The organism is Risungbinella massiliensis (assembly GCF_000942395.1).
GTDB classification, from domain to species: Bacteria; Bacillota; Bacilli; order Thermoactinomycetales; family Thermoactinomycetaceae; genus Risungbinella; species Risungbinella massiliensis.
Genome location: NZ_LN812103.1, coordinates 1171816 through 1198272, shown reverse-complemented (window position 1 = coordinate 1198272; position 26457 = coordinate 1171816). Strand labels below are relative to the sequence as shown.

Genomic DNA, 26457 nt, shown 5'->3' with positions numbered 1-26457 from the left:
TCAGACTTACTGTGCAAATTACTTATCAAATTCAATAGCAACAAATAACAAAAAAGACTCCAGAATTTATAAATTCTAGGAGTCTTTTTATGGTAAATGACTATATCTTTTTTACGCAAATTCTCCAACGAGCTTGTCGAACTGCTCTTTGGAAATAGAAAGATCTTGTTTTGCTAGTGCTTCATCACGGAAGCCTTTGATCATGCTTTCATAAGAAGGTTTTTCTTTATTTTGGTAGATAATACCGGTAATAAGACCATTGTGTTCCATCAATGTTTTCATTGCAAGACCACGGTCACTTGGGTCATAGTCTGGAATGTCACTCAGGTTTACAATGTTTTGTTTGAACCAGTCGTAGGTGTTGATTTTATTATATGTTACACATGGGCTGTACACGTTGATCAACGAGAAACCTTCGTGTTTGATACCCTCTTCGATTACGTTGGTTAAACCTTTTAGATCACTGGAGACAGACTGTGCTACGAAACCTGCACCAACCGTAAGTGCCATTTCCATTGGAGAGATCGCCGATTCAATCGATCCATTTGGAGTACTTTTGGTTTTGAAGCCCATTTCACTACGTGGAGAGGTTTGGCCTTTGGTGAGACCATAGATTTGGTTGTCCATGACAATGTAGGTGATGTTCACATTCCGGCGGATTGCATGAACGGTATGCCCCATTCCGATCGCAAATCCATCCCCATCTCCACCTGCAGCCACGACTGTCAAATCACGGTTTGCCAATTTTAAGCCTTGTGCAATTGGTAGAGCACGACCATGCACACCATGGAGACCATAAGCATTTACATATCCAGAGATACGTCCAGAACAGCCGATCCCAGAAACGATTGCAACATCTTCTGGTTCTAGTCCCTGATTGGCAAAAGCACGCTGCATGGCGGCCAACACGGAGAAGTCACCACAACCTGGGCACCAGTTTGGTTTCACTTTGTTGCGGAAGTCTTTAAATGTGGCCATGTACCAACAGCTCCTTACATTCTTTATAGATTTCAGCTGGCAAGAATGGGTTTCCATCGTATTTCCCTACGAAGGTGATCTTTTCCGCCATACCTACGTTCATTTTGATTAGATTAGTTAATTGTCCTGTCGCATTTTGCTCAATGACAACTACTTTCCGTGCTTTTTTCATCTCATTTGCCAGTTCTTCCGTTGGGAAAGGCAAAATCTGACGAATATGAGCATGGTTTACTTTGAGACCATCTTCTTCTAGGCGACCAATTGCCTCTTGGATGGTACCACGTGTAGAGTTGATCCCAACAATTAGCATATCTGCTTCTTCATGTGGTGCATTCACTGCAACTGGATTCGCAAAATCGATTCCATTTGCTAGCTTACGAAGACGCTTATCCATCATTTTCTTACGGTTCACAGCAGACTCTTGAGGACGACCTGTCTCTGAGTGCTCTACCCCTGTTACATGGTGAATACCGTTCTTTTTCCCAGGAAGAACACGACGTGAAACCCCATCTTCCGTGAACTCATAACGTGGGAAGAGTTCCGAATCGCCAAGTTCTGGAAGTTCTTCAGAATCTGTTACCAGTTTTCCACGTTTGATTTCGATCTTGCTGTAGTCTAGTGGATCTACTGTTTGCTTCCCTAACGCAACAGCAAGGTCTGTCATAATAATAACAGGACATTGATATTGTTCTGCTAGGTTGAAGGCCGAAATGGTGTCGTAGAAACACTCTTCTACCGTACTAGGTGCGATTACGATTTTTGGAATCTCACCATGTGTACTGTATAGCATTGCCAAGATATCGGACTGTTCTTGTTTCGTTGGGAGACCTGTACTTGGACCTCCACGTTGAGTGTTGACAATAACACATGGAGTTTCGGTCATACCAGCGAGCCCAATTGCTTCGGTCATCAAGGATAATCCAGGACCTGCAGAAGCAGTTAGTGCACGAACCCCACCATAGTTAGCACCAATGGTCATCGTGATCGCTGCGATCTCGTCCTCGGTCTGAACAACAGTTCCACCGAACTCAGGTAGTTTTTGGATCAAGTATTCCATGATCTCAGACGATGGCGTGATCGGATAAGCTGCCATGAGACGAGCTCCTGCTGCCAAAGCACCAAGTGCTGTAGCATCGTTCCCGATCATGTACAACCGTCTTTGTCCATCAGAAGGAGATAGATAGAAACGAGTGATCGAATGACCCAGCTCTTCTACAAACTCTTTCCCACGACGAATTGCTTCTAGGTTTTTCTCTACTACTTTTTGTCCTTTTTTCGCAAAACGTTCTTCTAGAGCTTCCCGGAACGCTTCCACTTCTAGGCCAAGAAGAGCGATGGAAGCACCGACAGAAACCATATTTTTCATCTGAGCCATGCCTACTTCTTCGGCAATCTTGGTGAATGGCACAGCAATAAGACGAGCAGCTACACCTTCTGGTACAGTAGGCGCAAACTTTTCGTCTGCTAGGATTACCCCTTCGGTAATCAATTCATGAGCATTTAAGTCGATTGTTTCTTGGTCAAACGCTACAAGGATGTCCAGATCATCCGAGATCGAATGAGTTGGTTCTGTGCTGATCCGGATTTTTGTATTGGAGTGACCTCCCTTAATACGAGAGGAGAAGTGACGATATCCAAACAAGAAATAACCTTTACGATTGAGAGCGGTGGAGAGTGTTTCGCCCGCGCTATCAATACCTTCCCCTTGCTGGCCGCCTACTTTCCAAGAAAGCTGCTTAGTCAATGAACTCATCTCCTTTAAAAACTCCAAACCTATCATACTATTTGTCTAATCTATTTACTCTCCCTAAAAAAGAGAGAATTAGTCCCATTTCTCTGTAGATTGAAAGCGCTTTTCAACTTCTCTCCACAAAGAAAATGGCTTTATAATAGAGCCATTTTGCTAGGTGCGTTAACACCTACTAATTTTAGTCCTCTCTATTTGAAAAAGCAACTAGAATCCATCTTTTTTCTACTCTTTTCTGCAATTTTTGAAAGTCGTTATGATAGCGTTTTCATGATATATCAAGGTTTTTTTGGTAAAAACGAGCCATATTTTGGCAAGAAAATTTATATATTTGCTCTGTCGAATAATAGTTTGCTAGATAATCTAACAGAGTAGGATAACAACCTGCTTTCTCTAATCCAACCACTTTCGTCTCTATTCCATCAAAATCGGAACCAAATACGATATTGTTTTCTCCACCCAGTTCACAAATATATTCAATTTGTCGAAGAACATGTTCTAATCTCGCCTCTGATTGAGTTAAAAAAGGAGGATAAAAGGTAATTCCGATCCGACCATCTCGCTCGATCAATGCATGGATCTGTTCATCAGTAAGGTTTCTAGGATGGGGACAAATCGCTCTTGCATTGGAATGACTGGCAAGCACTGGAATATTCGAATACTGCATCACATCCCAAAATCCTTGTTCGCATACATGGGATACATCCACCATCATATGGAGCCTGTTTATTTCTTGCATCACTTGACGACCAAACTCCGTCAATCCACCATTCCGCCCCTCTAAGATCCCATCTGCTACCTCGTTGGCATAGTTCCATGTTAGTCCAACAAATCGAACCCCTAAGCGATAAAAAACACGTAATTTCATGAGCTCTCCTTGGATCGAGTCTAACCCCTCCAAAGCTAGCACTGCTCCAATCTGCCGTTCACCTATACCAAGAAAATCGCCTTGGTTTGTTACCAGTTGCATTTTGCTCTGGTCTCCTAAAACTTGCTCATAAAATAAATCAATTTGTTCTAGAGCAGCTCGGAATCTTTCTGTGGGTGGTACACGAGGAGAGATAAAAACGGCAAACACCTGGCTGAGTATATTTGCTTTTTGTAATTGTTCGTATGAGGCATCTAATGTTGAATTAGCTTGATAAAATAAATCTTTGGAAGGATCTCTCCACAATTTGGATAATACATCACAGTGAGCATCTATGATTCTCATCTCGATTCCTCCTTCAAAACAGATTACGATTACCGCTTTTTATTTAGTCCACTTTTTGAAATTGATCGTGGAGGAGTTGACATCACATTATCAAACAATAATTTCCAGAAAAAGCAAAGAAACCTGTCTAATATAAATAGACAGGTTTCTTTGAACATTTTTAGCGAGGTTCTACAATTAACTTAATTGCCGTACGCTCTTCCCCATCGATGACGATGTCGGTAAACGCTGGAATGCAAATTAGGTCAATTCCGCTTGGGGCAACGAACCCTCGTGCAATCGCGACTGCTTTCACAGCTTGATTTAGTGCTCCTGCTCCAATTGCTTGCATTTCTGCTTGGCCACGTTCGCGAAGCACCCCAGCAAGAGCACCTGCAACAGAGTTCGGATTAGATTTTGCTGAAACTTTTAATACTTCCATGGAATGTACCTCCTCGATGGTTTGAGTGAATCCACTTTTATCATATTCGACTAACTTATAAAAATTCCTTCTTAATATTGTAGATAGAAACGAAAAAACATAAATAATTTTATTTCAATTTTATGGAAATAATTCTTATTCCTAAGAAAACCAAGGTTTATCATCATCGATTCGAATTCGTTGAATCTTCGTTGTCCGTTTTGTTTCTGGTGAAAAGTGAAATAAGACCGCATTGAATTGAGTACGACCTTGAGTCACCTCAAATCGAACTGGTAATTGAGTTAAAAAACGGCGAATAACGGCATCTTTTTCCATACCTAAAATTCCGTCGTACGCTCCTACCATTCCGACATCTGTCAAATAACCAGTACCTTTGGGGAGAATACGATCATCTCCTGTTTGTACATGGGTATGAGTCCCTACCATTGCACTAATTTTCCCATCCAAATACCATCCCATGGAAAGTTTCTCTGCAGTAGCCTCCGCATGGAAATCCAAAAATACATAATGGGAAGAAGGTACTTTTTGAAGTAGTTCATCGACTTTGCGAAAAGGACAATCAAACGTTCCTAGAAAAGTTCGCCCGATTAGGTTTAGGATCGTGATCTTTCCTTTTGGGGTTGAAATCGTCGTACTTCCATTACCTGGAGTTCCTACAGGAAAATTGGCAGGACGTATGATTCGTTTTTCTCGATCAATGAAGTCAAATATCTCTCCTTGATCCCAAGCATGATTTCCCAGCGTGATAACATGAACCCCTAAATCCCAATATTCCCTCACTATTGCTTGAGTGATTCCACGTCCATTTGGTGCGGAATTCTCTCCATTCACTACAATTACATCAGGCTGATATGTTTTTTTCAACTCAGGCAAGGTTTGTTGGAGTACCTGACGACCTGTTGTACCTACTACGTCTCCAATCATGAGCAATTTCATAAGATCCCCTTACTAATCTCCTAGGACTTGTTTCATTGTCGAAACAGAGGTTGTATTTTACATGTAAGCGCTTGAAACGAAAATCGGAAAAAAATAAAGCGGCCAAAGCCGCCTTATTTTGCGTATTCTACCGAACGTGTTTCCCGAATTACTGTTACTTTGATCTGTCCAGGGTAATCTAGCTGATTTTCAATCTGCTTCGTGATTTCCCTAGCGAGTCGTGTAGCTTCTGCATCATCTACTTGATCAGGCTTCACGATTATTCTACACTCACGCCCTGCTTGGATGGCATACGATTTTTCTACTCCATCAAATGATTCGCAGATCTCTTCTAGTTTTTCTAGACGTCGAATATATGCTTCTAGCGTTTCACGTCTTGCACCTGGTCTCGCTGCAGATAACGCATCTGCCGCTCTCACCAAGACAGCAATGACACTAGTAGGCTCTACATCCCCATGATGAGAAGCGATGCTATTGATCACAATCGGATTCTCCTGATATTTCTTGGCGAGTTCTACCCCAATCTCTACATGAGAACCCTCAATTTCGTGATCAATTGCTTTCCCAACATCATGTAAAAGACCTGCTCGTTTTGCTAAGTGGACGTCTTCTCCCAATTCAGCTGCTAAGAGACCAGCTAGGTGAGCAACTTCCATCGAGTGCTTCAAGACATTTTGACCATAGCTAGTACGGAACTTAAGGCGTCCCATAATTTTGATCAAATCTGGATGAAGACCATGAACACCTGTTTCGAAAGTGGCTTGCTCACCATACTCTCGAATTCGCTCATCTACATCTCGACGAGACTTCTCGACCATTTCTTCAATACGTGCTGGGTGAATCCTCCCGTCTGCAACTAGTTTCTCCAAAGCAACACGAGCTACTTCTCGACGAATTGGATCAAATCCAGAGAGAATCACCGCTTCGGGAGTATCATCAATAATGAGATCAATCCCAGTTAAGGTTTCTAAGGTACGGATATTACGGCCCTCTCGACCAATTATCCGTCCTTTCATCTCATCATTTGGAAGTGTAACAACAGAGACCGTCGTCTCTGCGACATGGTCAGCAGCACAACGCTGAATCGCTAAAGATAAGATATTTCTTGCCTTCTTATCTCCTTCTTCTATTGCTTGCTGCTCCATCTCTTTAATCATCTGGGCAGTTTCATGACGCATCTCATTCTCTACCCGAGTTAGAATAAGCTGGCGTGCCTCATCCATCGAAAGATTCGAGATTCGTTCCATCTCTCTAACCTGGCTTTGATAGAGCTCTTCGATATCATTGTGCCGCTTTTCTAACTGACGTTCGCGTTGATTAAGGAGTTCGTCTCTCTTTTCCAAGGCAAACTGTTTTCGCTCTTGAGTCTCTTCTTTTTGATTCAAGCGCTTTTCAATACGTTGCAATTCGCCTCGCTGTTCGCGGATATCTTTTTCCGCTTCATGACGTAAGCGATGTGCTTCATCACGAGCTTCCAAGATTTTTTCTTTTTTTGTCGCTTCTGCATCTACAGCCGCTTTTTCGACAATGCGCTCTGCCTCTAACTCTGCATTCCCGATTTTTGCTTCCGCAGTTCTTTTCCTAATCCAATAACCGACAAAACCCATTACTAGCGAGGCGAACAGCAAAACGATGTCTAATGTGTCCAACATTTGCTTCGTGTTCACCTCCTCAGCTTTTACCATTAAAAAAGACCGAAAAAGGATTCGGTCCACTCTTTCTATAAGTTGCTATTCCAGTCGGGCTGAGTTTGTTCACGAATCGATTTTTCAATTTCCAACATCAGCATCCAGAAATGGATGAAACTGTATCTTCACCTCGAATTGGTAAAGATACAGTTCAATTTTATTATTCCTAGAAGTTAGTTGTCAAGGCGACGTACTGGTGTAACTTCTGATTCACCGCTCCGTAAGCGTACATGATACGCTTGGTCAGCCGATTCACTAAGATGAGTATTGTGTGTTACCATCAAAATCTGTCGATCTAAACTTTCACTGATTGAACGTAAAAATTCAACCATTGGAACGATAAAATCTTCACTGACATGCTTTCCTGGCTCATCTAAAATGATGGATCCTTCCATGCGAGGTCGCATCGACTCCAATACAGCGATTCGCAGTGCTAGAGAGATAATGTCTACTACGCCGCCGCCACGAGCATCTTGGGGTTTGTTCTCAATCGTTCTGCCTTCCCACTCCGTCACTGCATAAAATTCCGCTGAGACATTCTTACTTGATGGATCAGACAGAGCAATGGAAAAACGAAAGCTTGGTCCAAATACATATTGCAGAGCATTAGATACTAGCATCTCCAATTGCTCTTTGGATTGTTGCCTTGCATAGTCAGCAGATTTTTGTAGTAGGAGACGAACTTTGTCTAGCTTCTCCTTCTGTACTTCTAACTCTTGCAACTTCTGTAAAATTTCTTCTCGTTCTTGTAGCAAGAGATCTCGTTTGGATTTTTGCTGAATCCATGTTTGTCTTGCATTTTGGAGATCTTTCTCCAGTTTGGACAAGGAAGGTCTCATCTATAACAGCTCCTGCGGAATCATCGCATTAACTTCCTCAATCTCTTTCCGAATCTCTTTTTCCAAGCGTTCAATCTCCTCTTCTAATTTACTAGGCTCTACTCCTAACTCTTCTAGTTGACGAAGAATCTGCTTTTCTTGTTTTTCCAATGATTCCAACCGAACTTCTGCCTTATAGCGCTTATTCTTTGCATCTTCTATTTTTTTGCGTAGTACTTTAATCTGTTCTTCCAGCTGCTGCATATTGATCCCCTCCAGTAAGTTCTTCAATTAAAATTTTGATTGCCTCTAAATTCATCGTAGCTCCACATGTTGGACACTTTCCATGTTGTTTCAAAAGATTGGTATACTCTGTTGTATAAGACCTTATATCTTGAATGCGGGATTGTAGATAACCTCTTCCCACTTGTAAACTCTGTTGTGTATCTACATATTCCTTTTGTAGCAATTGCAAATTTTGGAATTTGATTAGACTCTCAGCTAACTTTGGGAGCACGTTTGTTTCCCAATGTGGTACAGATTCCGTTTGGTGTTTCCAAGATTCCACATGACTGCGTTCCCTTTGAAGTTCCTGCCATTCTCTTAAGAGACTCTCTAGCTTTTCATATTGGAGAAAGTTATTAGAAGAAGCATGGATACGAGATTCTAATTCAGAAACCTGAGACGTACGGTCTAGTATCTGTCGATAGCGGGATAACTCTTTCTGAAGGGAACAATTAGTGGTATAGACTTGTTGTAGCTTCAGATAGAGTTCACTTATTTGTATTACTCTCTCTAATTTATTTTGCGACTCCGATACTTGACTGGTATCTTGGAGGACTTGCTTCTGGGTTTGTATAGCAAACTTGTTTTCTTTATAGTCCGAAGCTAGTCTATGTAGATGGACATACTTTCCACCTTTTTTCTCCATTTCCAGTACTGGCACTTCTAATTCTACTACTCTTTGTAGAGATTCCCACTTACTTTTTTCTGTTAACTGCTCTTGTTTGATCTCTCCATAGATCCTTTGGATCTCTCGTAAACTCTGAAGCCTGCTCTCCAAATCTACTAAATTTTGATAGCGTGCTTCTAATTGATCGAGTTGTTCCCCTAATTTTTCCAATGGTTCATATGGTGTTAGTTTGGCTTCATACGATTGTTTTTGTTCTTCTAGAAATCTACTTCTCGTTTGGAGCTGATTCCGATCCGTACCTGTTCCTTTGATTGCTTGATCGATCAATTGAGCTCCACTGATCATCCCGATCACTTTTGCCTTGGTTCCTCCCGATTCAGAGAGCAAAAACGGGCCTTCTAGTTGGCTCCCCACCTGAAGAAAAATCTCTTGTTTCTCTAGGCGAATCGGCCGAATACCGTGTGCATCAACGATTTCCTTTGGTACATCTGATCCAAAACCTTCTAAGACTAGCTCTTCCTGATCAAGTCGACATAGTGTATAACGATTAATCGATTTACCACGAGTGCGAATAATCTTGGTTCCATCAGTAAGCTCTAACGTCACTTGTGCACGGTTGGCTCCATCTCGAATCATTTCGGTACCGCGAGGATTATTAAACAAAACCCACCTTAGTGCTCGAAGAATGGCGCTTTTCCCACTATCGGAAGGACCTACAAATACATTGAGGCCAGGATGAAAGGTTAGCTCTGTAAAACGGTGTGATTGAAAGTTCTCAATGGTTAATTTGGCAAACCTACTCACAGACTGTCCCCCCTTCTTGTTCTTCTGCTTCGGCTAATCGACGTAAAGCATCTCGTTTAATTGATTCTTCTATGCCTTCACTTTGAGAAATCTGTTCAATGATCTCTTTGGCCGTAATCCCTTTATACTCGGATGATGCTCCTACTTGTTGCATAAATTGCTGTAGCTGTTGATCTCGAAATGCAGCTTTTTCTAGAGCAGAGCGATCCATAATATCCGTACCTTTTTGTGCACACGTAAGAGGAATTAATTCAACCCGCATTTCATTGGTAAAATCCATTAAAACCACTTGTGGCATCCGATTCATCTCTGCTTTTTGACTATGGATTCTCGCTAACGCCCCAGGATTGACAATATACTTTCCTTGACGGGTCTGCATCTTAAAACCAGCATGATAGTGTCCAGTCAATAAAATATTCCAATCCGTCTCTAGCTCCCAAATTTGTTGAATCGTGGTGTGTGCAACACCTTCCGGAAAGGATCGATCAACCAACATTCCATGAACCATATGAATGCAATAGTCTGCATTAGTAGAATTAGCCACTGCATAATCCAATGCAATCGGTCGTTTATCCAATTCATAATGAAATGGAGTACCTGTCACTTGTACTTTCGTACCTGCTTTTTCCAGAAGAAGCGGTGTCTTGGAATCTAGCAACTGGAGCGCTCCAAATGCATCTAGTAACCCTAACATAGTGCGGGGAACAGTCTGTGGATTATGTCCGTACACATCATGGTTTCCTGCAATCGCATAAATCGGAGCTGGTGCGCGATGAAAAAGATCTGCAAATTGTCGTACTACCGCTGGAGAGAGATTAGGGCTATGGAAAATATCTCCTCCATGCAAAATGGCATCCACCTGTTCTCGCTTCGCAATCTCCATCGTTTCTACCAATTTTTGATAGATAGTTTGGGGGAAATCGTCCGTTCGACTGCGTGGTGTTGTCCCACGAATATGGGTATCTGTCATATATAAAATTTTCATTGAGTTATCTGCCCCCTACCGGTTCCTTAGCTCTTTCAGAATAGGTCCGATTATCTCCCAAGAAAAACCACGTCGCAATAGATAGTTTCCTAGTTTTCGTTCTACTTTTTGCCAAGGATCGTGCTTGATACGAAGATAGCGCCTTTCAGCAATCTCCATTGCTAATTGGCGCTCTTCTTCTAGATTGGTTTGGGCTAGCGCATGAGAGATGTCTACTTCCTGGATTCCTTTTTGCTTCAACTCTTGTTGAATGCGGAAGGTTCCTAGTCCTTTGCGCGTTCGCTCTTGAACCCAGGATTTGGCATAAGCAGAATCATCAACGTAACCTAAATCTTGGAGCTCTTGTAAAACCGGATGGATCCGATCTATCGAAAAATCTTTGGCAATTAGATGCTCCTGGATCTCTTTTCTGGTACGTGGACGATAGGAGAGATAGCGTAGTGCCGCTTGCCGAACTTTATTCTCTTCCTCTGCAAGTAGCAAATCTCTCCATTCTGCTTCCTCCATCTCCATCCCTTTATGAAGACCGTACTTTACTAGCACATCTTCATGGATTGTGAGAGAAGGCTCTTCATCTAGATAAATCTCATATTGTCTAGCCATCCCTATTTTGACGATCTGAGTAATCGTTTTGCTCATAGTTTTCAGTAGAGTCTAGCTTTCAAGATCAAGCAGAACTCCTGCATCTTCTTTCTCTTTTGCTTTGCGACCGCGTTTTTTAGGTTCTTCTTCTTTGACTGGTTTTGGCTCAGGTGCTACTTCAGCAACTGGTAGCTCATAATGAGCACGAACTTTGTTTTCAATCTGTAGGAAAAGAGGTTGATTCTCTTTCAAGAACAATTTTGCATTCTCACGACCTTGTCCTAGACGATCTCCTTCATAGGAATACCAAGCACCACTCTTATTCACAATATCTAAGTCTGTAGCAATATCGAGGGCACTACCTTCACGAGAAATCCCTTCACCGAACATAATATCTACCTCCGCAGTACGGAATGGAGGCGCTACTTTATTCTTCACTACTTTGATCTTGGTACGATTTCCGATCATATCCGTTCCTTGTTTGAGTGTTTCTGCACGACGCACTTCTAAGCGAACACTAGAATAGAATTTGAGAGCACGTCCACCTGGGGTCGTCTCTGGGTTTCCGAACATAACGCCCACTTTTTCACGAATTTGGTTAATAAAGATCGCAATGGTTTTGGATTTATTAATAGCACCAGATAATTTCCGTAGTGCTTGGGACATCAAACGAGCTTGGAGACCTACGTGAGAATCCCCCATCTCACCTTCGATCTCTGCTTTTGGGACAAGTGCTGCAACTGAGTCGATAACAATAATATCGACTGCACCACTACGTACTAAGGCTTCTGCGATCTCCAACGCTTGTTCCCCTGTATCAGGCTGCGAAAGCAAAAGCTCAGAGATATCTACTCCCAATTTCTGTGCATAAATCGGATCAAGAGCATGCTCCGCATCGATAAAAGCTGCTTGCCCACCATTTTTTTGTACCTCTGCAATAGCATGTAGCGCTACAGTCGTTTTACCAGATGATTCCGGACCATATACTTCGATGATACGTCCACGAGGGAAACCACCAACTCCCAAAGCAATATCGAGAGCTAGTGCACCTGTAGAAATCGTCTCTACAGATGCAATCGTATCTTCTCCCATCTTCATAATGGAGCCCTTTCCAAATTGCTTCTCAATTTGTCTAAGTGCCATTTCAAGTGCTTGTTTGCGATCTGACATATGTATACCTCTCCTTTTTACCAATCAATCTTTTCCTATGATGACTCGTCTAATCTATCATTTTTTTCATGAATACGATCCATATCTATATCAAAATCAACTAGTCCTATCATAACCTGTTTGCGAAAAGCTGCCAAGTGTTTTTGCGAACATTTATTCGATTGTTTTGGGTGAAATTTACAAAAGTTCACCTTCCTTTCTCGGATATCAGAAGTGTTGATTAGCTAATTACATGAAGCGGAGAGCATGATTTTTACCTTCCATACGATCGGTAGCGATAGGCAAAAAATCACCTCCTAATCTTTGGTAAATCAACAGCCTGCTTGATATTAACTTGCTAAAAGCTATAGGTGACTAGATATCTCCTTTTACCAAACCCAAACAAAAAAGCCTTGGGGGTAGATCCCAAAGGCTAGTACATCAAAGCAACTGTAAAGACCTCTTCATGGAGATCCTCTAATCATTTCATTCTACACATTCATATTTTTTTCTAAATTAAAGCAAATGTATCGTATTATTGTTTTTTATATTCATAAATTCTATATAAATATACACCAAAAATTGTCCCAATGAATGACATCCCTGATACAAACAAATAAAACATTTGACCAGCTAGAACATTGTACATAAAGCCTCCTACATAAGATGCAATAATACCAGATACACCAAAGAACAGTAATGCTAACACAGTTTGACCTGTCGCACGCCATTCAACAGGTACAATGGAATATAAGTACTGAATCGCTGCTGTATAAAAAATGGGGAATGTCAGCATTTGCATGATTTGTAAGATCGCTAATAATAGCGGATCAGTTATCCAAGCAGATACAAAAAATCGAATGAAGAAAAAAAATGCTGCAATGGTAATGATCAACAATTCTTTCCCTTTACGAAGCCAATAAAAACTAAGGGCAAACACAATAATTTCACTACCAGCAGCTAAAAAGAATGCAAGACCTACTAATTCTGTATCACCGCCTAAAGCATGAATATGAACGCCTAAAAAGGTATCGTTCATACGTGCTGGCACAGAACAAATAAAAACAAGCAATAAAAAAAGCAACGTTTTGCGATTATGTAAAAAAGACCTTAATCCATCCATGGTTACAGGTGTTGATGAAACAGGGGCATTTGGCATGACCCAGCAAATAAAAAAACTAATAGTTCCTAATGCGACAAATAAAATCGCCACACTGTTTACTCCAAAATAAGACATTATATATCCTGTTAGGAGTGATAAGACTGCATATCCTAAAGCACCGTATGTTCGAATTGAGCCGTAGCTAATCTTTTTCGCCTCTGCCACTGTAAAATTCAGGCTCTCCAATAAAGGATCCATTGGCATTAAAAAGAAATAGACCAGCATCGCAAATAGGACTAACCATAAAAACTCATTCGAATCAAAAAGCAAATAGCCGAACAAGCTCGACAAAATGATCAATAACAATAATACTTTACGAATCGTCTTTGTCTTATCACTAATCAATCCCCATAAAGGTTGTGTAATGAGCGTTACAAAGCCACCTGTCCCAACGACTAAACCTATTTGACTCACTGATAAACCTTGTTGTGCTAAATAAACCGGCAAAAATGGAATAAATAGTGCTAGCAATCCAAAGTATAAAAAATTAAAACCTCTAAGTAGATACTCAGCTCTCATCTTGCACCCCACTCTTATAAAATAGCTAAATGACTGTCCAGCTTTGAAAATATGTTATTTTAACATCAAGTAATACAAAATAAAAGTCTACCCTGTTTTGATTGGAATTTAGGAGCTCTTTGCAAACAACCAAGTGTAATTTATACTTTGAACGGGAAGACAAAAAGATAGAAAGAACTTAGTAGACATCTTAATAGATGATGACTGTCTTCAAACCAAAGGGGGGTATAAATTGAACAAAGAGAAAATGAAAGAAGAGATCATGGAACAACTGGAAGAAGTGTACGATCCAGAGTTACATATCGATATCGTCAATCTCGGTCTTGTCTATGGAGTTGATATAGATGATGAAGGAAAAGTCGATGTGACCATGACATTAACTGCTATGGGATGTCCCCTATCGGCGACGATTCATCAAATGGTAACCGAGGCAGTAATGAAAGTAGACGGTGTCCAAAGTGTTTATGTAGATATCGTTTATGATCCACCATGGGACAAAAGTCGTATGTCTCGTTATGCAAAAATCGCTTTAGGTATTGCGGATTAAGAAAAAGAAGACCTCTCTCTTGGATGAGAAAGGTCTTCTTTTTCTTAATCTAGGTGGGTCATTAAAAGATGAAGATCTTCTTCAAAATAACTATGCAATATGCAGTATTTAACAAGCTTCTTTTGTAGATTGAGAAAAATAGTAAAGTGCAATTACTATTCCAACGGAAAGAAACTTTATACCAATCCAAATTGCTCCTTTTTGAATGAGGTACCAAAATACCCATTTTGTAAAAACGATTAGATCGCCACTTGCACCTAATAAATATTCTGTTACGAAATCCACTGAGTCGATTCTCCTTACTTCAGTTCTTCTTCAAACGACAAATTAGTTGGTTCTTCCAATAATTCCGCATGAACTTCTAGATTGGTTGATTCTACCTTTTCATCCACTTCATCAAATGAAAACTGATCTACCCATACATGTCCAGCTCCGGATAGAAGTACTCCAAATGCAATGACTGCACTGTTTTCTGGGACATCTAGGACAACGGAGTATTGATTCCAATTGTTAGAACCTTGAATCGGACGATCGCCCATATTATCAAATTGTAGAACATCGTCCGATGCACTATCGATCCGCATCCACAAACCTGCAAAGTGTTGAACATTTTCTGTTTTAACAAAGCCGGAAAGTTTCATTCTTTTTCCTCTATATCGATCCGCTTTGAATTGTTGCATTATCGTAGCAAATTCTTCGACTCCCTGTACTGTTTTGGATTTTAAATAACCTGACATTCTCCCTTGATGCACAACCGTTCGATCAATCCCCATTTCATAATTAAATGGATGACTCCCACTTAAAAACCAGCCCTTTATTTTTTTATCCATATAGGATTCCTCCTTTTGAGTTAAAATGTTCGTCATGAGTTTTCGATATTGACCAGGCGGTAAGTTATACATTTTTTTGAAGGCTCGAGTAAAGGCTTCTTGCGACTCAAACTGATAATACAGAGCAATGTCGATAATTCGTTCCTTGGTGTGAAGAAGGGCACCTGCTGCGTTGGCAAGTCGTCTCATACGGATATAGGTAGTAACAGACATCCCAACAGTTGTTTGAAAAATTCTGTGAAAATGATACTTGGAAAAACCAGCGACATCTGCAATCTCCTCCATCGAAATCTCCTCGTGCAAATGAGATTCAATCCAATGGATCGTTTTCTGGGTCATCCATTCGTAGTTCATCAAATCCTCCTTCATTTATAGGATACTGAACGAACAGAATTGTTTTTTGATATTTTTTGCGATAATGTACCAACACAAAAAGTCCGATTCCTATGAATGGGAATCGGACTAAAGATATCGATATATTAGGAGCGAACTCTTGGACGAGCTGGCTCTAAATTGACACGAGCACCATTGATCCGGGATTGACGAAGTGCTTCGTAGACAAATGGAGCAACCTCTTCAGGAACTTCAACAAAAGAGAAGCGATCATAAATATTGATTTTCCCTACTTGGCGGGTTGTAATCCCAGCTTGCTCGGAGATCGCTTTGGAAAGCTCTTGAGGGCGCATATTGGTATTACGCCCAACGTTAATAAAGAAGCGAACCATTCCTGGAGCAGCTCCCGTCTCTCCAAAGTTGTAGGACTGATCTTGACTTCGAGTAAAACGTTCTGAGAAAGCAACATAGAGTGCTGCCGCTGCGATTTTGTTCTCAGAAAATTGTTCTTTTAATTGAGTGATCATATCCTCAAAGAGCTTTAGATCTGCATCTGACTGAATGACACCTTCGATCTGAGTCATCCAGCTTTTTTGTTGCTTAGCGGCAATTTCTTCCAACGAAGGAAGCTCGCGTGGTTGGAGACGTGCCCCAGTCTCTTTTTCGATGAGGCGAAGTTGCTTCAACTCACGTGGTGTAACTAAAGTGAGAGCAACTCCCGCACGTCCAGCACGACCTGTACGACCGATCCGATGTACATAACTCTCCACATCTTGCGGAATGTCAAAGTTAATTACATGAGAGACACTACCTACATCAATCCCACGAGCAGCCACATCCGTTGCGACTAGTAACTCTAAATCTCCATTTCGGAAAGAGCCCATCACGCGATCGCGCTGTTCTTGTTGGAGATCTCCATGTAATCCACCAGACAAATAGCCGCGGGCAGCAAGGGCTTCCGCAAGCTCATCTACTCCTTTTTTAGTACGACAGAAGATGATGGCAAGATCGACTTCTTCGCTATCCAAAAAGCGACAAAGGGCATCTAGCTTGGAGTTTTCTAGTACACGATAGTAGATCTGGTTGATTTGTGGCACATGTACTTCTCCACGGTTCATGGTAATATAGCGAGGTTTTCTCATATATTTGGTAGCCAATTGACGAATGGCTGGTGGCATCGTAGCAGAAAAGAGAAGAAGCTGACGTTGCTCTGGAGAATAAGAGAGGACTTGTTCAATATCCTCAATAAAGCCCATATCTAGCATTTCATCTGCTTCATCTAAGACAACAGTGTTGACATTATGCATTTTTAGCGTGCCACGGCGCAAGTGATCCAGAAGACGACCAGGTGTTCCAATAACCACTTGAACCCCTTGTTGCAACGCTTTAATTTGACGTCCCATTGGCTGGCCACCATAAATGGGGAGCGTACGAACTTTTTTAAATCGACTGATTCGGCTCAGTTCTTCTGATACTTGTATCGCTAGCTCTCTAGTAGGTGTCAAAATGAGCGCTTGTACATCTCGCAACTCCATATCAACAGATTCCAACACAGGAATCCCAAAAGCTGCTGTTTTTCCAGTTCCAGTCTGTGCTTGACCGATTACATCTTCTCCTCGAAGCACTGCTGGAATACATTTTTCTTGAATCGGGGATGGTTCTTCAAATCCGATCTCTTTGATGCCAGTTAATAAGGCATCGCTTAATTGAAAGTCATCAAAACGCATCATAAAAGCTTATTCACCTTTCCTAACTGCTTGCAAAAGAAGGAACAGTCCCTGGATCGCTGCTAACCGCTGAATACGCTGCCTAGAACCTGACATTTGGTACTGATATACCTTAGTCGGTTCTCCTTTGTGTGCCAATCCGAAATAGATCAGACCGACAGGCTGGTTTTCACTGGAGTCTGGTCCGGCTACACCTGTAACACTAACTGACCAATCACTTGCGAAGTTCTCCAATGAATGTTGCGCCATCTCCCGTGCAGTTTCCGGGCTGATCGCTCCATGCTGTTCTAATATTTTGGTTGGTACTTTCGCCACTTTCCTCTTGCTGCTGTTCTGGTAAGAGACGATCCCACCAGCTACGACGCTACTACTCCCTGGTACCGTCGTCATCAAATGTGTCATCAGCCCACCAGTACAACTTTCTGTAAAGGAGACCGTTTGACCTCTTGAATCTAGCTCTTGACAGATTACCTGTTCGAGATTTTGTCCCTCTGTACTAACTACGTATTCTCCTACTCGCTGCCTCACCTGAGAAGCAATCTGTTCTATTTGTGCTTCGGCTTCTTTCGTAGTTGGAGCTTTTGCTGTAAATCGCAAAGTACAACTAGCTTCCCCTGCATAAGTTGCAAGGACCGGATTCTCACTAGATTGAATCAAATCCTGAAGCTCGGCCTCCAACCGTGATTCTCCAATCCCGACAAACGAGTAGGAACGAGCGAGAATCGCTCCTTTTATTCCTAGCACACCGTTCAAATAGGGTTCTACTTGTTCGTGCCACATAGGACGCATCTCATTCGGTGGGCCCGGTAACAGGCAATATGTTACCCCTTGATGTTGTATTGCCAATCCCGGAGCTGTTCCTCTTGGATTAGCAAAGATCGTTCCATTTGGAAAAACATATGTCTGTTTTAGATTATTCTCTGTCATCGTGCGGTTGCGGCTTTGAAAAAATTCTTTTAATCGAATGAGCGTGGACTCGTCTTGCACTAAATCCATCCCAAGCACTTCAGCCAGCGCTTCTTTGGTCAGATCATCCATCGTCGGCCCTAGACCACCGCATAGAAAAACGAAGGAAGAACGTTTTGCAGACAATCGGAGAAGATTCGTAAGATCATCCCAGTTATCCCCCACCGATGTATGAAAACGAATTTCTAATCCCAATGAAGAACAGGCTTTGGCTATGTATTGGGAGTGGGTGTCCAATGTATGACCCATCACTAATTCGCTACCGACCGTAATAACCTCTCCTACCACTAGTTTTCCTTTCCTTTCCGTTGCTCAGCCCCATGAAATGCAATCACGTGCCGATTTTTATGGAAATAGTCAATCCCAGACCAGAGGGTAATCAAGACTGCTAACCAAGTGGTAATATCAGCGAAAGGAATTTGAATAATGGAGAATGGAATGTTGTTTAACATCAGAGAGACAATTGCGACAATCTGAATAATCGTCTTTAACTTCCCAAGTCGACTTGCAGCAATCACTCTACCCTCCGCTGCTGCGATCAAGCGCAAGCCTGTTACCGCAAACTCTCGGCTAATGATCACAATTGCGATCCATGCTTCCAAACGCTGCATTTCAACAAGAGAAATTAACGCAGCAGTAATTAAAAGCTTGTCTGCTAAAGGATCTAAAAATTTCCCTAGGTTGGTGACGATCTGGTTTTTCCGTGCAATATAACCATCTAGTCCATCGGTTATTGCTGCAATGATAAAGACAATCGTCGCAATCAGTTCACTCACACTGAGAGAAACTTGTTCTACTTGGATGTGTCCGAAGTCAAAACGAATCAGTAAAAAGATCATTAATACGGGCACTAAAAAAATACGAGCCAACGTAATGCGATTGGCCAAGTTCACCAAAAATCTACCTCCTAGTGAGAGGAAATGGAGGTGGTTTCCTCACAGTTCATACTATATCCTGAAGGGAACAAATCCTGACCAATATTCCGAAACCCTATGTACTTTCAATGGAATTCGGGTAATCCTCTCGTAAGTATAAACTAAGCAATTCTTGCATGTCAAAAAGGTGCCCTAAGAATAACACATTTTTAACACAAAAAGCCCTCTCATCTATTGTATAGAGAGGGGCAAAATATGGTCTTAAATTCACTTGTTACTCTATGTTCAGTCAAAGAAGCGTTTGAAAAGAAGCCTAATGAAAAATCAAGCATCTGATAGTGTAAACTGGAAAGATTGAGGATCCTTCAACTTATCCGTCTGGATAACAAAACCATTAACTGTTAACTTAACTTGGCTAGGGTTGTCTAGTCGTATCGAAAGCCATTTAGCATGATGAAACTGAATCGCTTGTCCTTTGGTTAACTTCTTTTCCGCTACAATACGACCAGTTGGTCCTTCTTCGCGTACTCGAACAGAACCGGTTCCTTCTAGACTAACTTCTACTTCCGATACATTGGATAGTTGGTACATATCCCCATATTCGTACGCTTCAGAAGTTTTGACTAATTTAATTTCTGGACGCTGGTCGCTGGTATAAGCTGATTGATCTTGTTTTTCACTTGGTACATTGGCATTTACATTAGTAGTTTCTTCGCCTGTAACCAACCATACACTGACAATCAAGAGAATTGCGACTATTCCTGCACTCACATAAAGCCATTTCTGTGGGATGCTAGTCAAAATTCCGATCCCTTTTACCTTACGATTGGTAGTTGACTTGTTTCGTCTCGAGATTGGTTCTCTAGGACTACGAGAATATGAAGGAACAGTAGGACGATCTTCTACTCTTGACTGGTTGTAAGCTTCTAAAAAAGGCTCTGGATCTTTTTGAAGAAATTTAGCATAAACACCAATATAATTTTTTGCTCTGACCGGAGATGGAATTTCATCCCAGTTTTCTACCTCTATCGCCTCTACACAATCTGCTGGAATTCGTGTTCGCAAGGAAACATCTTGAGCAGATAACTTTCTTGCTTCACGGGCTAGCCTGAGCTGTTGAAATATCATGATATCCTCCCAAGTGTCCTTTCTTTTCTCGTTCAGTATAGCGTTTTATTGTAAAAGAAAAAGCCTTTCATAGGCTTTTTCACAAAAACTATTTTTTTTGTAGACGGATGATCTGTCCACCTGGTTTTACTGGAACACCATTTACCGTAGTTTCTACATATTCTGGTGCTCCAAGTGTGATAGAGATCTTTTCACCTGAATTAAGAGTCAAACTTCTTTTCACAGAAGGATCTTTGGAATTCAGTGTAAATTCCTCTTTTTCTCCAGAAGCATTTGTGATAACTACAACACTCCTGCCACCATTTGGTGAAAACACTAACTCTACTTGATCAGAGCTTATAAGATATACACCGTCACGCTCTTTTGTAACTGCGCCATCCGTTTTTTGCTCTGATCCTCCATCTTGCGATGCAGACTTAGTCTCTGGTGAATCCGGAGCAATTGGTGCAGGTACTTCCGTTGTTTGCTCCTGTGATTGAGCGGTATCATCTCCACCAGCAAAAACAAAATAGGCTACTAATGGAAGAATAATTACACCCGCTACAGTTCCCAGAAACCAATTTTTGGTATAAATCGGAGCTGCCTTACCTTTTTTGGTCCCTTTGCGGTTCTCATTTCGATGTTGTGCTGCCTCGTTGCGAGTTGGCGGCTTCATTGACATAACATCTTCGGAAACGCGCGGAGAGGTATTAAATCGATCCGATCGAGCAAAACGGTCTGTGTTTTCGCTCCCCTGTGCCCGTCCACGGAACTTACCTGAAGGAGGATTTGTCGTTTGTTTACCCATTTCAGAAATACCATTAGGTAACCTACTAGTATTTCGTCTATGCCCGGTTGGAGGCTCATCTACCTCAATCGATGGACGAGATTGGTTTAGAAAAACGCTATCTCCTGAAGAAATAGAACTTTCTTTGTTGGAGCCAAGAGATGATATTCGTTCCGTACCTAAACGGTCTCTACCAAATCGATCAAGTGAAACTTGATCTTGTTGTGAAGCACGCTCCGTCCCCAAACGTGGCGTAGGACTCAATTGGTTAGGTGGAAGCTTGATTGTATCCTGCATCTGTACTGGATCGACCTTAGGAAGCGGTCTAGTAACAGAAGGGACCTTACTGCCATCAACTCTTCTATTGATCGTTGGTAATTTTGTTGATGCCAGATAAGGATTACGTGCTCCAACTGCCGAATCAGGCTGTGCCGCTACACTAGCATCTGTCGCTGTGGCAGCTGTCATTTTATTTGTATTGCGGGAGGAAGTTTTAGTGGCCGATTGACCATATGTCTTATTCAAGAAAGACCCGCTTTGTGTTACGGGCAATTCATAGTTTGCCTCTTGGGCAGGTTCTTCTGAGCGCTGAGAGTCAGACAACGCAGATAACGGTACACTATTCCGCTTCGTGTTATTTTTCATAGTCATTGGTTTGGTTAGAGTAGATGTATTTGAATTTGCAATAGTGAGAGCCGTATGTAAGCTTGTCCGATTTTTGCGTTGTTTAGATGTATCTTCTTGAACTGCTTGCTGACTTCCCGTCTTTTGGAGTTGTTCGAGATGTTCAGCAAAAGAAAATTGACCAGTGTTTTGTGTAGGAGCTTTCCGAATTGCAGTAGCGGAGAGATCTGTCATCGTACCAGCCATGGTATCACCATTACGATGATGACCATAACGTTTTTCCTGATCTTCCTTGCGATAGTGTCGCAAAATATGATGCGGCTCCACTTTCACACAATTCGCATATGCTCTAAGATAGTTTCGAACATAATATGGGCTCGGTAATTTATCAAAATCACCGATCTCAATTGCGGTTAAAAAGTTTTTTTGTATTCTGGTCTTTTCTTGTACCTCATCGAGGGACAGTCCAGCAGACTCTCGGGCTTGTCGAAGGAATGATCCAATTTCGACAGACACCCTAGCCACCTCCTGAAGGTTGTAAATACCAAACTCACAACCTGCGAAATGTCAAAAACGTTCCATACGTCGGTATCAGCATAACATGGGTCTAAAAGTGTGTCAAAAATGGCTTAATTTAAAAAGAATGACAACCTATTACATAAGATGTGAAGTAATAGGAGGCTTGTCAATTATCCAATTTGGCATAGCATTCTCAGATGTTACTTCGCTTGAGGAAGATCGTAGCCAAAAAACATAACCACCAGCCACAAGTAGCAAGATACCAATTAGAATAAGGAATCTAGTATAAAAGACTCCAAATGTAGCTTTTTTTTTCTTCTTCTCTGTATTTGCTCCCTTTTCCTTTATTCTTCTATTGGACTTCTCTTCGGAGAATTTCTCCTGCATCTCATGATTAGGAGAAGAGACCCCCCTTTTTAAACGAGATGGAGTGGTCTCTTGTAACCGTTCCGATCGACTAGGTACCGTTGCAGTTCGAGAAGGCGCTACTTCTTCTTCCGACTGATACTCCTCTTCAAGGACGATCGAGGCAACCTCTTCCCTGTCTCGCCGTCCAACGCGCGAAGGGGTACGGGCTCCTGTATTAGGTTGTTTCGTTGTTCGAATACTAGAAGTTTGTCTCATTACTTGTTTTGGGTCTAATCCAACTGTCAACGTATAAGTACGTAGATAGGATTTTACATAGATTGGTCCTGGAAGTGCATCCCAGTTACCTTTCTCTAATGCTATTAAAAAATTTTTGTCAATCCGAGTGGAATAGGCCATTTCATCCAGTGAAATCCCTTGTTGTTCCCTTGCTTGCTTCAATTGTTTTCCAATTTCGACTGACAAAAGATCACCTCATTAAACGTAGAACAAGTAATAAACAGTACCCGCTGCTGTTAAAATCATCGTAATCGTAATAACAATCCACGGACCCCTAGGCTCATACTCTTCTTCCCTTTTGCCATGTGTCTGACTACGTGGTTTAAACTCCGACGGCTGAATTCCTTTGCGATTCTTGTCATTCGCAAAATTAGGCATGGAGCCTGATACAGTAGAGCTTTCTCTGTTAGGAGGCATAAACCTACTTTGTGGTCGCGAATCATATGAATCAAAACCAGGTCGATTGGACATCGAACCTGTAACAGTAGAACTTTCTCTGTTAGGAGGCACAAGTTTACTCTGTGGTCGTGAATCATATGAATCAAGGCCAGATCGGTTGGACATCAAACCTGTTGTAACAGTAGAGCTTTCTCTGTTAGGAGGTACAAGTCTACTCTGCGGCTGCGATTCATATGAATCGAATCCAGGTCGATTGGACATCAAACCTGTTGTAACAGTAGAACTTTCCCTAGACGTTGACATCAATCTACTTGTTGGTCGCGAGGTTTCAAATGATTCCCGCTTTGGTGGATTCATAGCTCCTGTAACAGTAGAACTCTCCCTAGTAGGAGACACAAATTTGCGAACTGGTCGCGATGTCTCATATGATTCCTGTACTGGTGTAGGATTCATATGAGTAGAGGTCGGTGCTGGTAAACCCAAAAATTGCTGTTGTGGAATAGGCCCAGGATTACGTGCCGATTCCGAACCTCTATGTTTCTTCATATTGCCTGTACCAATAGGTGGATATGGCGGAGCATTAACCGCTCCAACTCTAGCTTGAGGAGTAGATGGAATGACAGGGGATTCCCTGTTCTCCATAGTAGGTTGTTTCCATTCCTCTTCTGATCTTTGTTGTTTAGGCAAAGATGGGAGAAATGTGCTACTCCGATTTGGAGCCTCTTGAGGCTGCTCTTTTTCGGATAGTAATGAAGGGAAACGACTACCGTTTGCCCCTCTAAGAGGTGGTTGAAAATAAGTTTGTAGAACGGGGTTTTGCCCTTCTTCTAACTGAGTCGCTTTTTGTTTCGTCTCGGCCAAAGAAAAGCCATGTTCTGGTTGTGTTGCATTGCCATAAGTAGAAATAGAACTTTCATCTTGATTTTCTAAGAAGGAGTCATAGGCATCAAGTAACGGTTGATGATCTAAACCAATCCGTTTTGCATAGTTTTTCATGAAAATTCGCACATAGAATTCACTTGGCAGTTGATCGAATTGATCCTGTTCCAATGATTGTAGATACTTAATATTGATATTGGTGATTTCTGCCATCTCTTCTAGTGTATAGCCCATTTTTTCCCTAGCTTGTCGTAATGCACTACCAATTCCCAACTCGCTTCCCTCCTTACTTTTTAAAATCCTTGTCGAATATCCGTGTCAATCGCATCATATCGAATTTCTTCTTCGGGATCATTCCGAAGTTCAATAATATAATGAAAATCGTCCATCGTATACTCTGTTTCGCGAACAAAAATATCAGGATGCTCGATAACTTTGGTCGCTTTCATACGTAAAATGTCTCGTAATAACACACCATGTTCTTCATTCGCTCTCATAGTAGACACAATTCCATCGATTATGTAAACATGATTGCTAGATATCTCATCCATACCTAGCTGTCTACGAACTGTCTGTTTGAGTAATGTTGAAGAGACAAATGTCCATCGCTTATTTGCACAGACGCTTGAAGCTACAATTGATTCGGTTTTTCCAACACGTGGCATCCCCCGTATTCCAATTAGTTGATGCCCATCACGTTGGAAGATTTCAGCCAAAAAATCGACCAATAAACCAATTTCATCCCTCGTAAATCGGTATGTTCTCATGTCCTCTGAACAACGATCCAGATATCGACCATGACGAACCGCCATACGATCCATCAATTTTGGAGGTCGTAATGCCGTTAGGGTGATGTACTCTGAACGAATTAAAATATTACGTAAAGCTTCAATCTTTCCCTGATCATCCGTCCGTATTAACATTCCTCGACGACGATTATCCACCCCATTGATGGTGATGATATTTATGGAAAGCATACCTAGTAAGGAAGCGAGGTCTCCCAATAGGCCTGGTTTATTTCGGTGAATTTGATACTCCAAGTACCAGTCATTATTCTCCATGTTGGGAAACACACCTTTCCATACAAGTAAAAAACATAGAAATATAGAGAAAGATTTATGTTTTCAAGTATAGCATATAAGAAATAGCGTGCGAAGTAAGCAAACTAATAGTTTGAATTCTGGATAAATTTGAACGAAATTATGGCAATAAAAAGGACGTCCTTTTTTAATGAACGTCCTATCTATAATATTATGCTTGGTTGTCTACTAATTTGATCATGAGATTTGCCATTGTACGTTGTTCTTGCTCATCTGCGACATCCCATAAATCTTTTAATAGTCTTTCTTGCTCATTTTGAGGATTAATATCTTGTGCTAAATAATCCCCCAATTGATATGCTAGGTCACTAATCGATTCACGATCCATACCTAGTCCTTCTGCTTGTTGAAGGCGGTTTGCCAAGAAACCTTTCCATTCACCGAAGTTATCCAATACGGACATGTAAATCCCTCCTGCTGATTAATCATTCTATTGATAATCTGCCCGATGGATTTCATTCTTATGTATACCAACCACCATTTACATGTAGAACTTGTCCAGTTATATAAGATGCTTCATCAGACACAAGAAATCGTACACAACCCGCTACATCCTCTACTGTGCCAATCCGACCAGTGGGAATCTCCTCTTTTAATGCTTGCTGTTCTTCTTCGGTTAATTGCTTGTGCAGTAATGGAGTTGAGATCGCTCCAGGAGCTACCGCATTTACCGTAATTCCAGAAGGAGCCAGTTCTTTTCCCAATGCTTTCGTCATTCCATTGATCGCTCCTTTGGCAGCAGAATAGAGCACTTCTCCAGCACCACCTGTCTCTCCCCAAATTGAGGAAAGTAAGATAATACGACCACTGCGTTTTTCTAATAAGGATGGGAGAGCGGTTTGGGTCATATGGTATGCTCCACGAACATGTACATCAAACAGACGATCATAAACAGCAGATGCCATATCTTGAAACAGCCCATACTCCGTATCACCTGCTGCATGTATAACAATGTCTGGCTTTCCCAAAGACCAACTGATTTGTTGATAACAAGAAGTGACCGAATCCAGATCGCGAACATCTAGATGATATGCAGTAGCTGTCGCACCTAATTCTTGACACTGTTGTACCACTTCATACGCTGCCTGTTTATTGGAACGGTAACAAACCGCTATCTGCACACCATGCTTGGCTAATTCTTTGGCAATTCCTTGACCAATTCCCCCACTCGCTCCACTGATCCATGCAACTTGCCCTCTCACAT

At 41.6% G+C, this 26457-nt stretch carries 26 protein-coding genes; 1 reads left to right on the top strand and 25 read right to left on the bottom strand.

The window, feature by feature from the left end:
- Positions 1-111 precede the first annotated feature (111 nt).
- The 13 genes from VJ09_RS17130 to VJ09_RS17070 all read right to left on the bottom strand — a co-directional run bounded on the left by VJ09_RS17130 (position 112) and on the right by VJ09_RS17070 (position 13915).
- Entirely contained in the window at positions 112-978 is an 867-nt protein-coding gene (locus tag VJ09_RS17130) for a 2-oxoacid:ferredoxin oxidoreductase subunit beta (RefSeq protein ID WP_044642796.1), read from the bottom strand.
- A complete protein-coding gene (locus VJ09_RS17125) occupies positions 965-2722 on the bottom strand; it encodes a 2-oxoacid:acceptor oxidoreductase subunit alpha (RefSeq protein ID WP_147635541.1) in 1758 nt (585 codons plus the stop codon). The genes VJ09_RS17130 and VJ09_RS17125 overlap by 14 nt, the downstream gene beginning before the upstream one ends.
- A gap of 271 nt (positions 2723-2993) precedes the next feature.
- The gene (locus tag VJ09_RS17120; protein WP_044642795.1) at positions 2994-3938 is read right to left on the bottom strand and encodes a dipeptidase; all 945 of its coding nucleotides are present in this window, start codon (positions 3936-3938) and stop codon (positions 2994-2996) included.
- Positions 3939-4098: 160 nt separating this feature from the next.
- Positions 4099-4359 (bottom strand): stage V sporulation protein S, encoded by a 261-nt coding sequence (locus VJ09_RS17115; protein ID WP_022737614.1) that lies wholly within the window; start codon positions 4357-4359, stop codon positions 4099-4101.
- 141 nt (positions 4360-4500) lie between these two features.
- Complete coding sequence (locus VJ09_RS17110) at positions 4501-5295, bottom strand: TIGR00282 family metallophosphoesterase (protein WP_044642794.1); 795 nt, start codon at positions 5293-5295, stop codon at positions 4501-4503.
- 113 nt (positions 5296-5408) lie between these two features.
- Entirely contained in the window at positions 5409-6947 is a 1539-nt protein-coding gene (gene rny, locus VJ09_RS17105; protein ID WP_044642793.1) for a ribonuclease Y, read from the bottom strand.
- 209 nt (positions 6948-7156) lie between these two features.
- Entirely contained in the window at positions 7157-7822 is a 666-nt protein-coding gene (locus VJ09_RS17100) for an ATPase (RefSeq protein WP_044642792.1), read from the bottom strand.
- Positions 7823-8065 carry a hypothetical protein gene (locus VJ09_RS17095; RefSeq protein ID WP_044642791.1) on the bottom strand — a complete coding sequence of 81 codons (243 nt, stop codon included), beginning with the start codon at positions 8063-8065 and terminating at the stop codon, positions 7823-7825. It lies immediately after the preceding gene.
- The gene (locus VJ09_RS17090) at positions 8040-9518 is read right to left on the bottom strand and encodes an AAA family ATPase (protein ID WP_044642790.1); all 1479 of its coding nucleotides are present in this window, start codon (positions 9516-9518) and stop codon (positions 8040-8042) included. The genes VJ09_RS17095 and VJ09_RS17090 overlap by 26 nt, the downstream gene beginning before the upstream one ends.
- Complete coding sequence (locus tag VJ09_RS17085; protein WP_044642789.1) at positions 9511-10503, bottom strand: metallophosphoesterase family protein; 993 nt, start codon at positions 10501-10503, stop codon at positions 9511-9513. Before VJ09_RS17085 ends, VJ09_RS17090 begins: the two co-directional genes overlap by 8 nt.
- A gap of 15 nt (positions 10504-10518) precedes the next feature.
- Positions 10519-11142: a RecX family transcriptional regulator gene (locus VJ09_RS17080; RefSeq protein ID WP_044642788.1), complete on the bottom strand. Its 624-nt coding sequence runs from the start codon at positions 11140-11142 to the stop codon at positions 10519-10521.
- A gap of 15 nt (positions 11143-11157) precedes the next feature.
- A complete protein-coding gene (gene recA / locus VJ09_RS17075) occupies positions 11158-12255 on the bottom strand; it encodes a recombinase RecA (protein ID WP_044642787.1) in 1098 nt (365 codons plus the stop codon).
- Positions 12256-12769: 514 nt separating this feature from the next.
- Positions 12770-13915: an MFS transporter gene (locus VJ09_RS17070; RefSeq protein ID WP_044642786.1), complete on the bottom strand. Its 1146-nt coding sequence runs from the start codon at positions 13913-13915 to the stop codon at positions 12770-12772.
- A 247-nt stretch (positions 13916-14162) separates the two neighbouring features.
- Here VJ09_RS17070 and VJ09_RS17065 point away from each other — a divergent pair, with 247 nt between their 5' ends.
- Positions 14163-14462, top strand: a complete 300-nt coding sequence (locus VJ09_RS17065) for a metal-sulfur cluster assembly factor (RefSeq protein ID WP_044643007.1) — start codon at positions 14163-14165, stop codon at positions 14460-14462.
- A gap of 108 nt (positions 14463-14570) precedes the next feature.
- Here the strand turns inward: VJ09_RS17065 and VJ09_RS18655 are convergent, their stop codons facing one another.
- The 12 genes from VJ09_RS18655 to ymfI all read right to left on the bottom strand — a co-directional run bounded on the left by VJ09_RS18655 (position 14571) and on the right by ymfI (position 26455).
- Positions 14571-14747: a hypothetical protein gene (locus VJ09_RS18655; protein WP_154662381.1), complete on the bottom strand. Its 177-nt coding sequence runs from the start codon at positions 14745-14747 to the stop codon at positions 14571-14573.
- 14 nt (positions 14748-14761) lie between these two features.
- A complete protein-coding gene (locus VJ09_RS17060) occupies positions 14762-15646 on the bottom strand; it encodes a helix-turn-helix domain-containing protein (protein WP_044642785.1) in 885 nt (294 codons plus the stop codon).
- Between the two features lie 125 nt (positions 15647-15771).
- Entirely contained in the window at positions 15772-17355 is a 1584-nt protein-coding gene (locus tag VJ09_RS17055; RefSeq protein WP_044642784.1) for a DEAD/DEAH box helicase, read from the bottom strand.
- Positions 17356-17361: 6 nt separating this feature from the next.
- On the bottom strand, positions 17362-18606 hold the full coding sequence (locus VJ09_RS17050) for a competence/damage-inducible protein A (RefSeq protein ID WP_052807478.1): 1245 nt from the start codon (positions 18604-18606) through the stop codon (positions 17362-17364).
- Positions 18606-19211 (bottom strand): CDP-diacylglycerol--glycerol-3-phosphate 3-phosphatidyltransferase, encoded by a 606-nt coding sequence (gene pgsA, locus VJ09_RS17045; RefSeq protein ID WP_044643005.1) that lies wholly within the window; start codon positions 19209-19211, stop codon positions 18606-18608. Before pgsA ends, VJ09_RS17050 begins: the two co-directional genes overlap by 1 nt.
- A 306-nt stretch (positions 19212-19517) precedes the next feature.
- Positions 19518-20321: a helix-turn-helix domain-containing protein gene (locus VJ09_RS17040; protein WP_044642783.1), complete on the bottom strand. Its 804-nt coding sequence runs from the start codon at positions 20319-20321 to the stop codon at positions 19518-19520.
- Between the two features lie 88 nt (positions 20322-20409).
- Positions 20410-22227 (bottom strand): helix-turn-helix domain-containing protein, encoded by a 1818-nt coding sequence (locus VJ09_RS17035; protein WP_044642782.1) that lies wholly within the window; start codon positions 22225-22227, stop codon positions 20410-20412.
- Between the two features lie 138 nt (positions 22228-22365).
- The gene (locus VJ09_RS17030; protein ID WP_044642781.1) at positions 22366-23061 is read right to left on the bottom strand and encodes a helix-turn-helix domain-containing protein; all 696 of its coding nucleotides are present in this window, start codon (positions 23059-23061) and stop codon (positions 22366-22368) included.
- A 12-nt stretch (positions 23062-23073) separates the two neighbouring features.
- A complete protein-coding gene (locus tag VJ09_RS17025; RefSeq protein ID WP_044642780.1) occupies positions 23074-24426 on the bottom strand; it encodes a helix-turn-helix domain-containing protein in 1353 nt (450 codons plus the stop codon).
- A gap of 20 nt (positions 24427-24446) precedes the next feature.
- Positions 24447-25214, bottom strand: coding sequence for a DUF3388 domain-containing protein (locus VJ09_RS17020; RefSeq protein WP_044642779.1), 768 nt, complete (start codon positions 25212-25214; stop codon positions 24447-24449).
- Positions 25215-25404: 190 nt separating this feature from the next.
- Complete coding sequence (locus VJ09_RS17015) at positions 25405-25656, bottom strand: DUF3243 domain-containing protein (protein WP_044642778.1); 252 nt, start codon at positions 25654-25656, stop codon at positions 25405-25407.
- 58 nt (positions 25657-25714) lie between these two features.
- The gene (ymfI, locus tag VJ09_RS17010; RefSeq protein WP_044642777.1) at positions 25715-26455 is read right to left on the bottom strand and encodes an elongation factor P 5-aminopentanone reductase; all 741 of its coding nucleotides are present in this window, start codon (positions 26453-26455) and stop codon (positions 25715-25717) included.
- Positions 26456-26457 lie beyond the last annotated feature (2 nt).

What these genes read in the sequence shown, in the direction of transcription:
- recA (WP_044642787.1), bottom strand. Translation starts at nt 12,255, where the DNA reads ATGTCAGATCGCAAACAAGCACTTGAAATGGCACTTAGACAAATTGAG.
- VJ09_RS17065 (WP_044643007.1), top strand. Translation starts at nt 14,163, where the DNA reads ATGAAAGAAGAGATCATGGAACAACTGGAAGAAGTGTACGATCCAGAG.
- VJ09_RS17095 (WP_044642791.1), bottom strand. Translation starts at nt 8,065, where the DNA reads ATGCAGCAGCTGGAAGAACAGATTAAAGTACTACGCAAAAAAATAGAA.
- VJ09_RS17040 (WP_044642783.1), bottom strand. Translation starts at nt 20,321, where the DNA reads ATGATATTTCAACAGCTCAGGCTAGCCCGTGAAGCAAGAAAGTTATCT.
- VJ09_RS17115 (WP_022737614.1), bottom strand. Translation starts at nt 4,359, where the DNA reads ATGGAAGTATTAAAAGTTTCAGCAAAATCTAATCCGAACTCTGTTGCA.
- VJ09_RS17055 (WP_044642784.1), bottom strand. Translation starts at nt 17,355, where the DNA reads ATGATGCGTTTTGATGACTTTCAATTAAGCGATGCCTTATTAACTGGC.
- VJ09_RS17120 (WP_044642795.1), bottom strand. Translation starts at nt 3,938, where the DNA reads ATGAGAATCATAGATGCTCACTGTGATGTATTATCCAAATTGTGGAGA.
- VJ09_RS17085 (WP_044642789.1), bottom strand. Translation starts at nt 10,503, where the DNA reads ATGAAAATTTTATATATGACAGATACCCATATTCGTGGGACAACACCA.
- VJ09_RS17110 (WP_044642794.1), bottom strand. Translation starts at nt 5,295, where the DNA reads ATGAAATTGCTCATGATTGGAGACGTAGTAGGTACAACAGGTCGTCAG.
- VJ09_RS17080 (WP_044642788.1), bottom strand. Translation starts at nt 11,142, where the DNA reads ATGAGCAAAACGATTACTCAGATCGTCAAAATAGGGATGGCTAGACAA.
- VJ09_RS17100 (WP_044642792.1), bottom strand. Translation starts at nt 7,822, where the DNA reads ATGAGACCTTCCTTGTCCAAACTGGAGAAAGATCTCCAAAATGCAAGA.
- VJ09_RS17015 (WP_044642778.1), bottom strand. Translation starts at nt 25,656, where the DNA reads ATGTCCGTATTGGATAACTTCGGTGAATGGAAAGGTTTCTTGGCAAAC.
- rny (WP_044642793.1), bottom strand. Translation starts at nt 6,947, where the DNA reads ATGTTGGACACATTAGACATCGTTTTGCTGTTCGCCTCGCTAGTAATG.
- VJ09_RS17060 (WP_044642785.1), bottom strand. Translation starts at nt 15,646, where the DNA reads ATGAACTACGAATGGATGACCCAGAAAACGATCCATTGGATTGAATCT.
- VJ09_RS17070 (WP_044642786.1), bottom strand. Translation starts at nt 13,915, where the DNA reads ATGAGAGCTGAGTATCTACTTAGAGGTTTTAATTTTTTATACTTTGGA.
- VJ09_RS17130 (WP_044642796.1), bottom strand. Translation starts at nt 978, where the DNA reads ATGGCCACATTTAAAGACTTCCGCAACAAAGTGAAACCAAACTGGTGC.
- VJ09_RS17020 (WP_044642779.1), bottom strand. Translation starts at nt 25,214, where the DNA reads ATGGAGAATAATGACTGGTACTTGGAGTATCAAATTCACCGAAATAAA.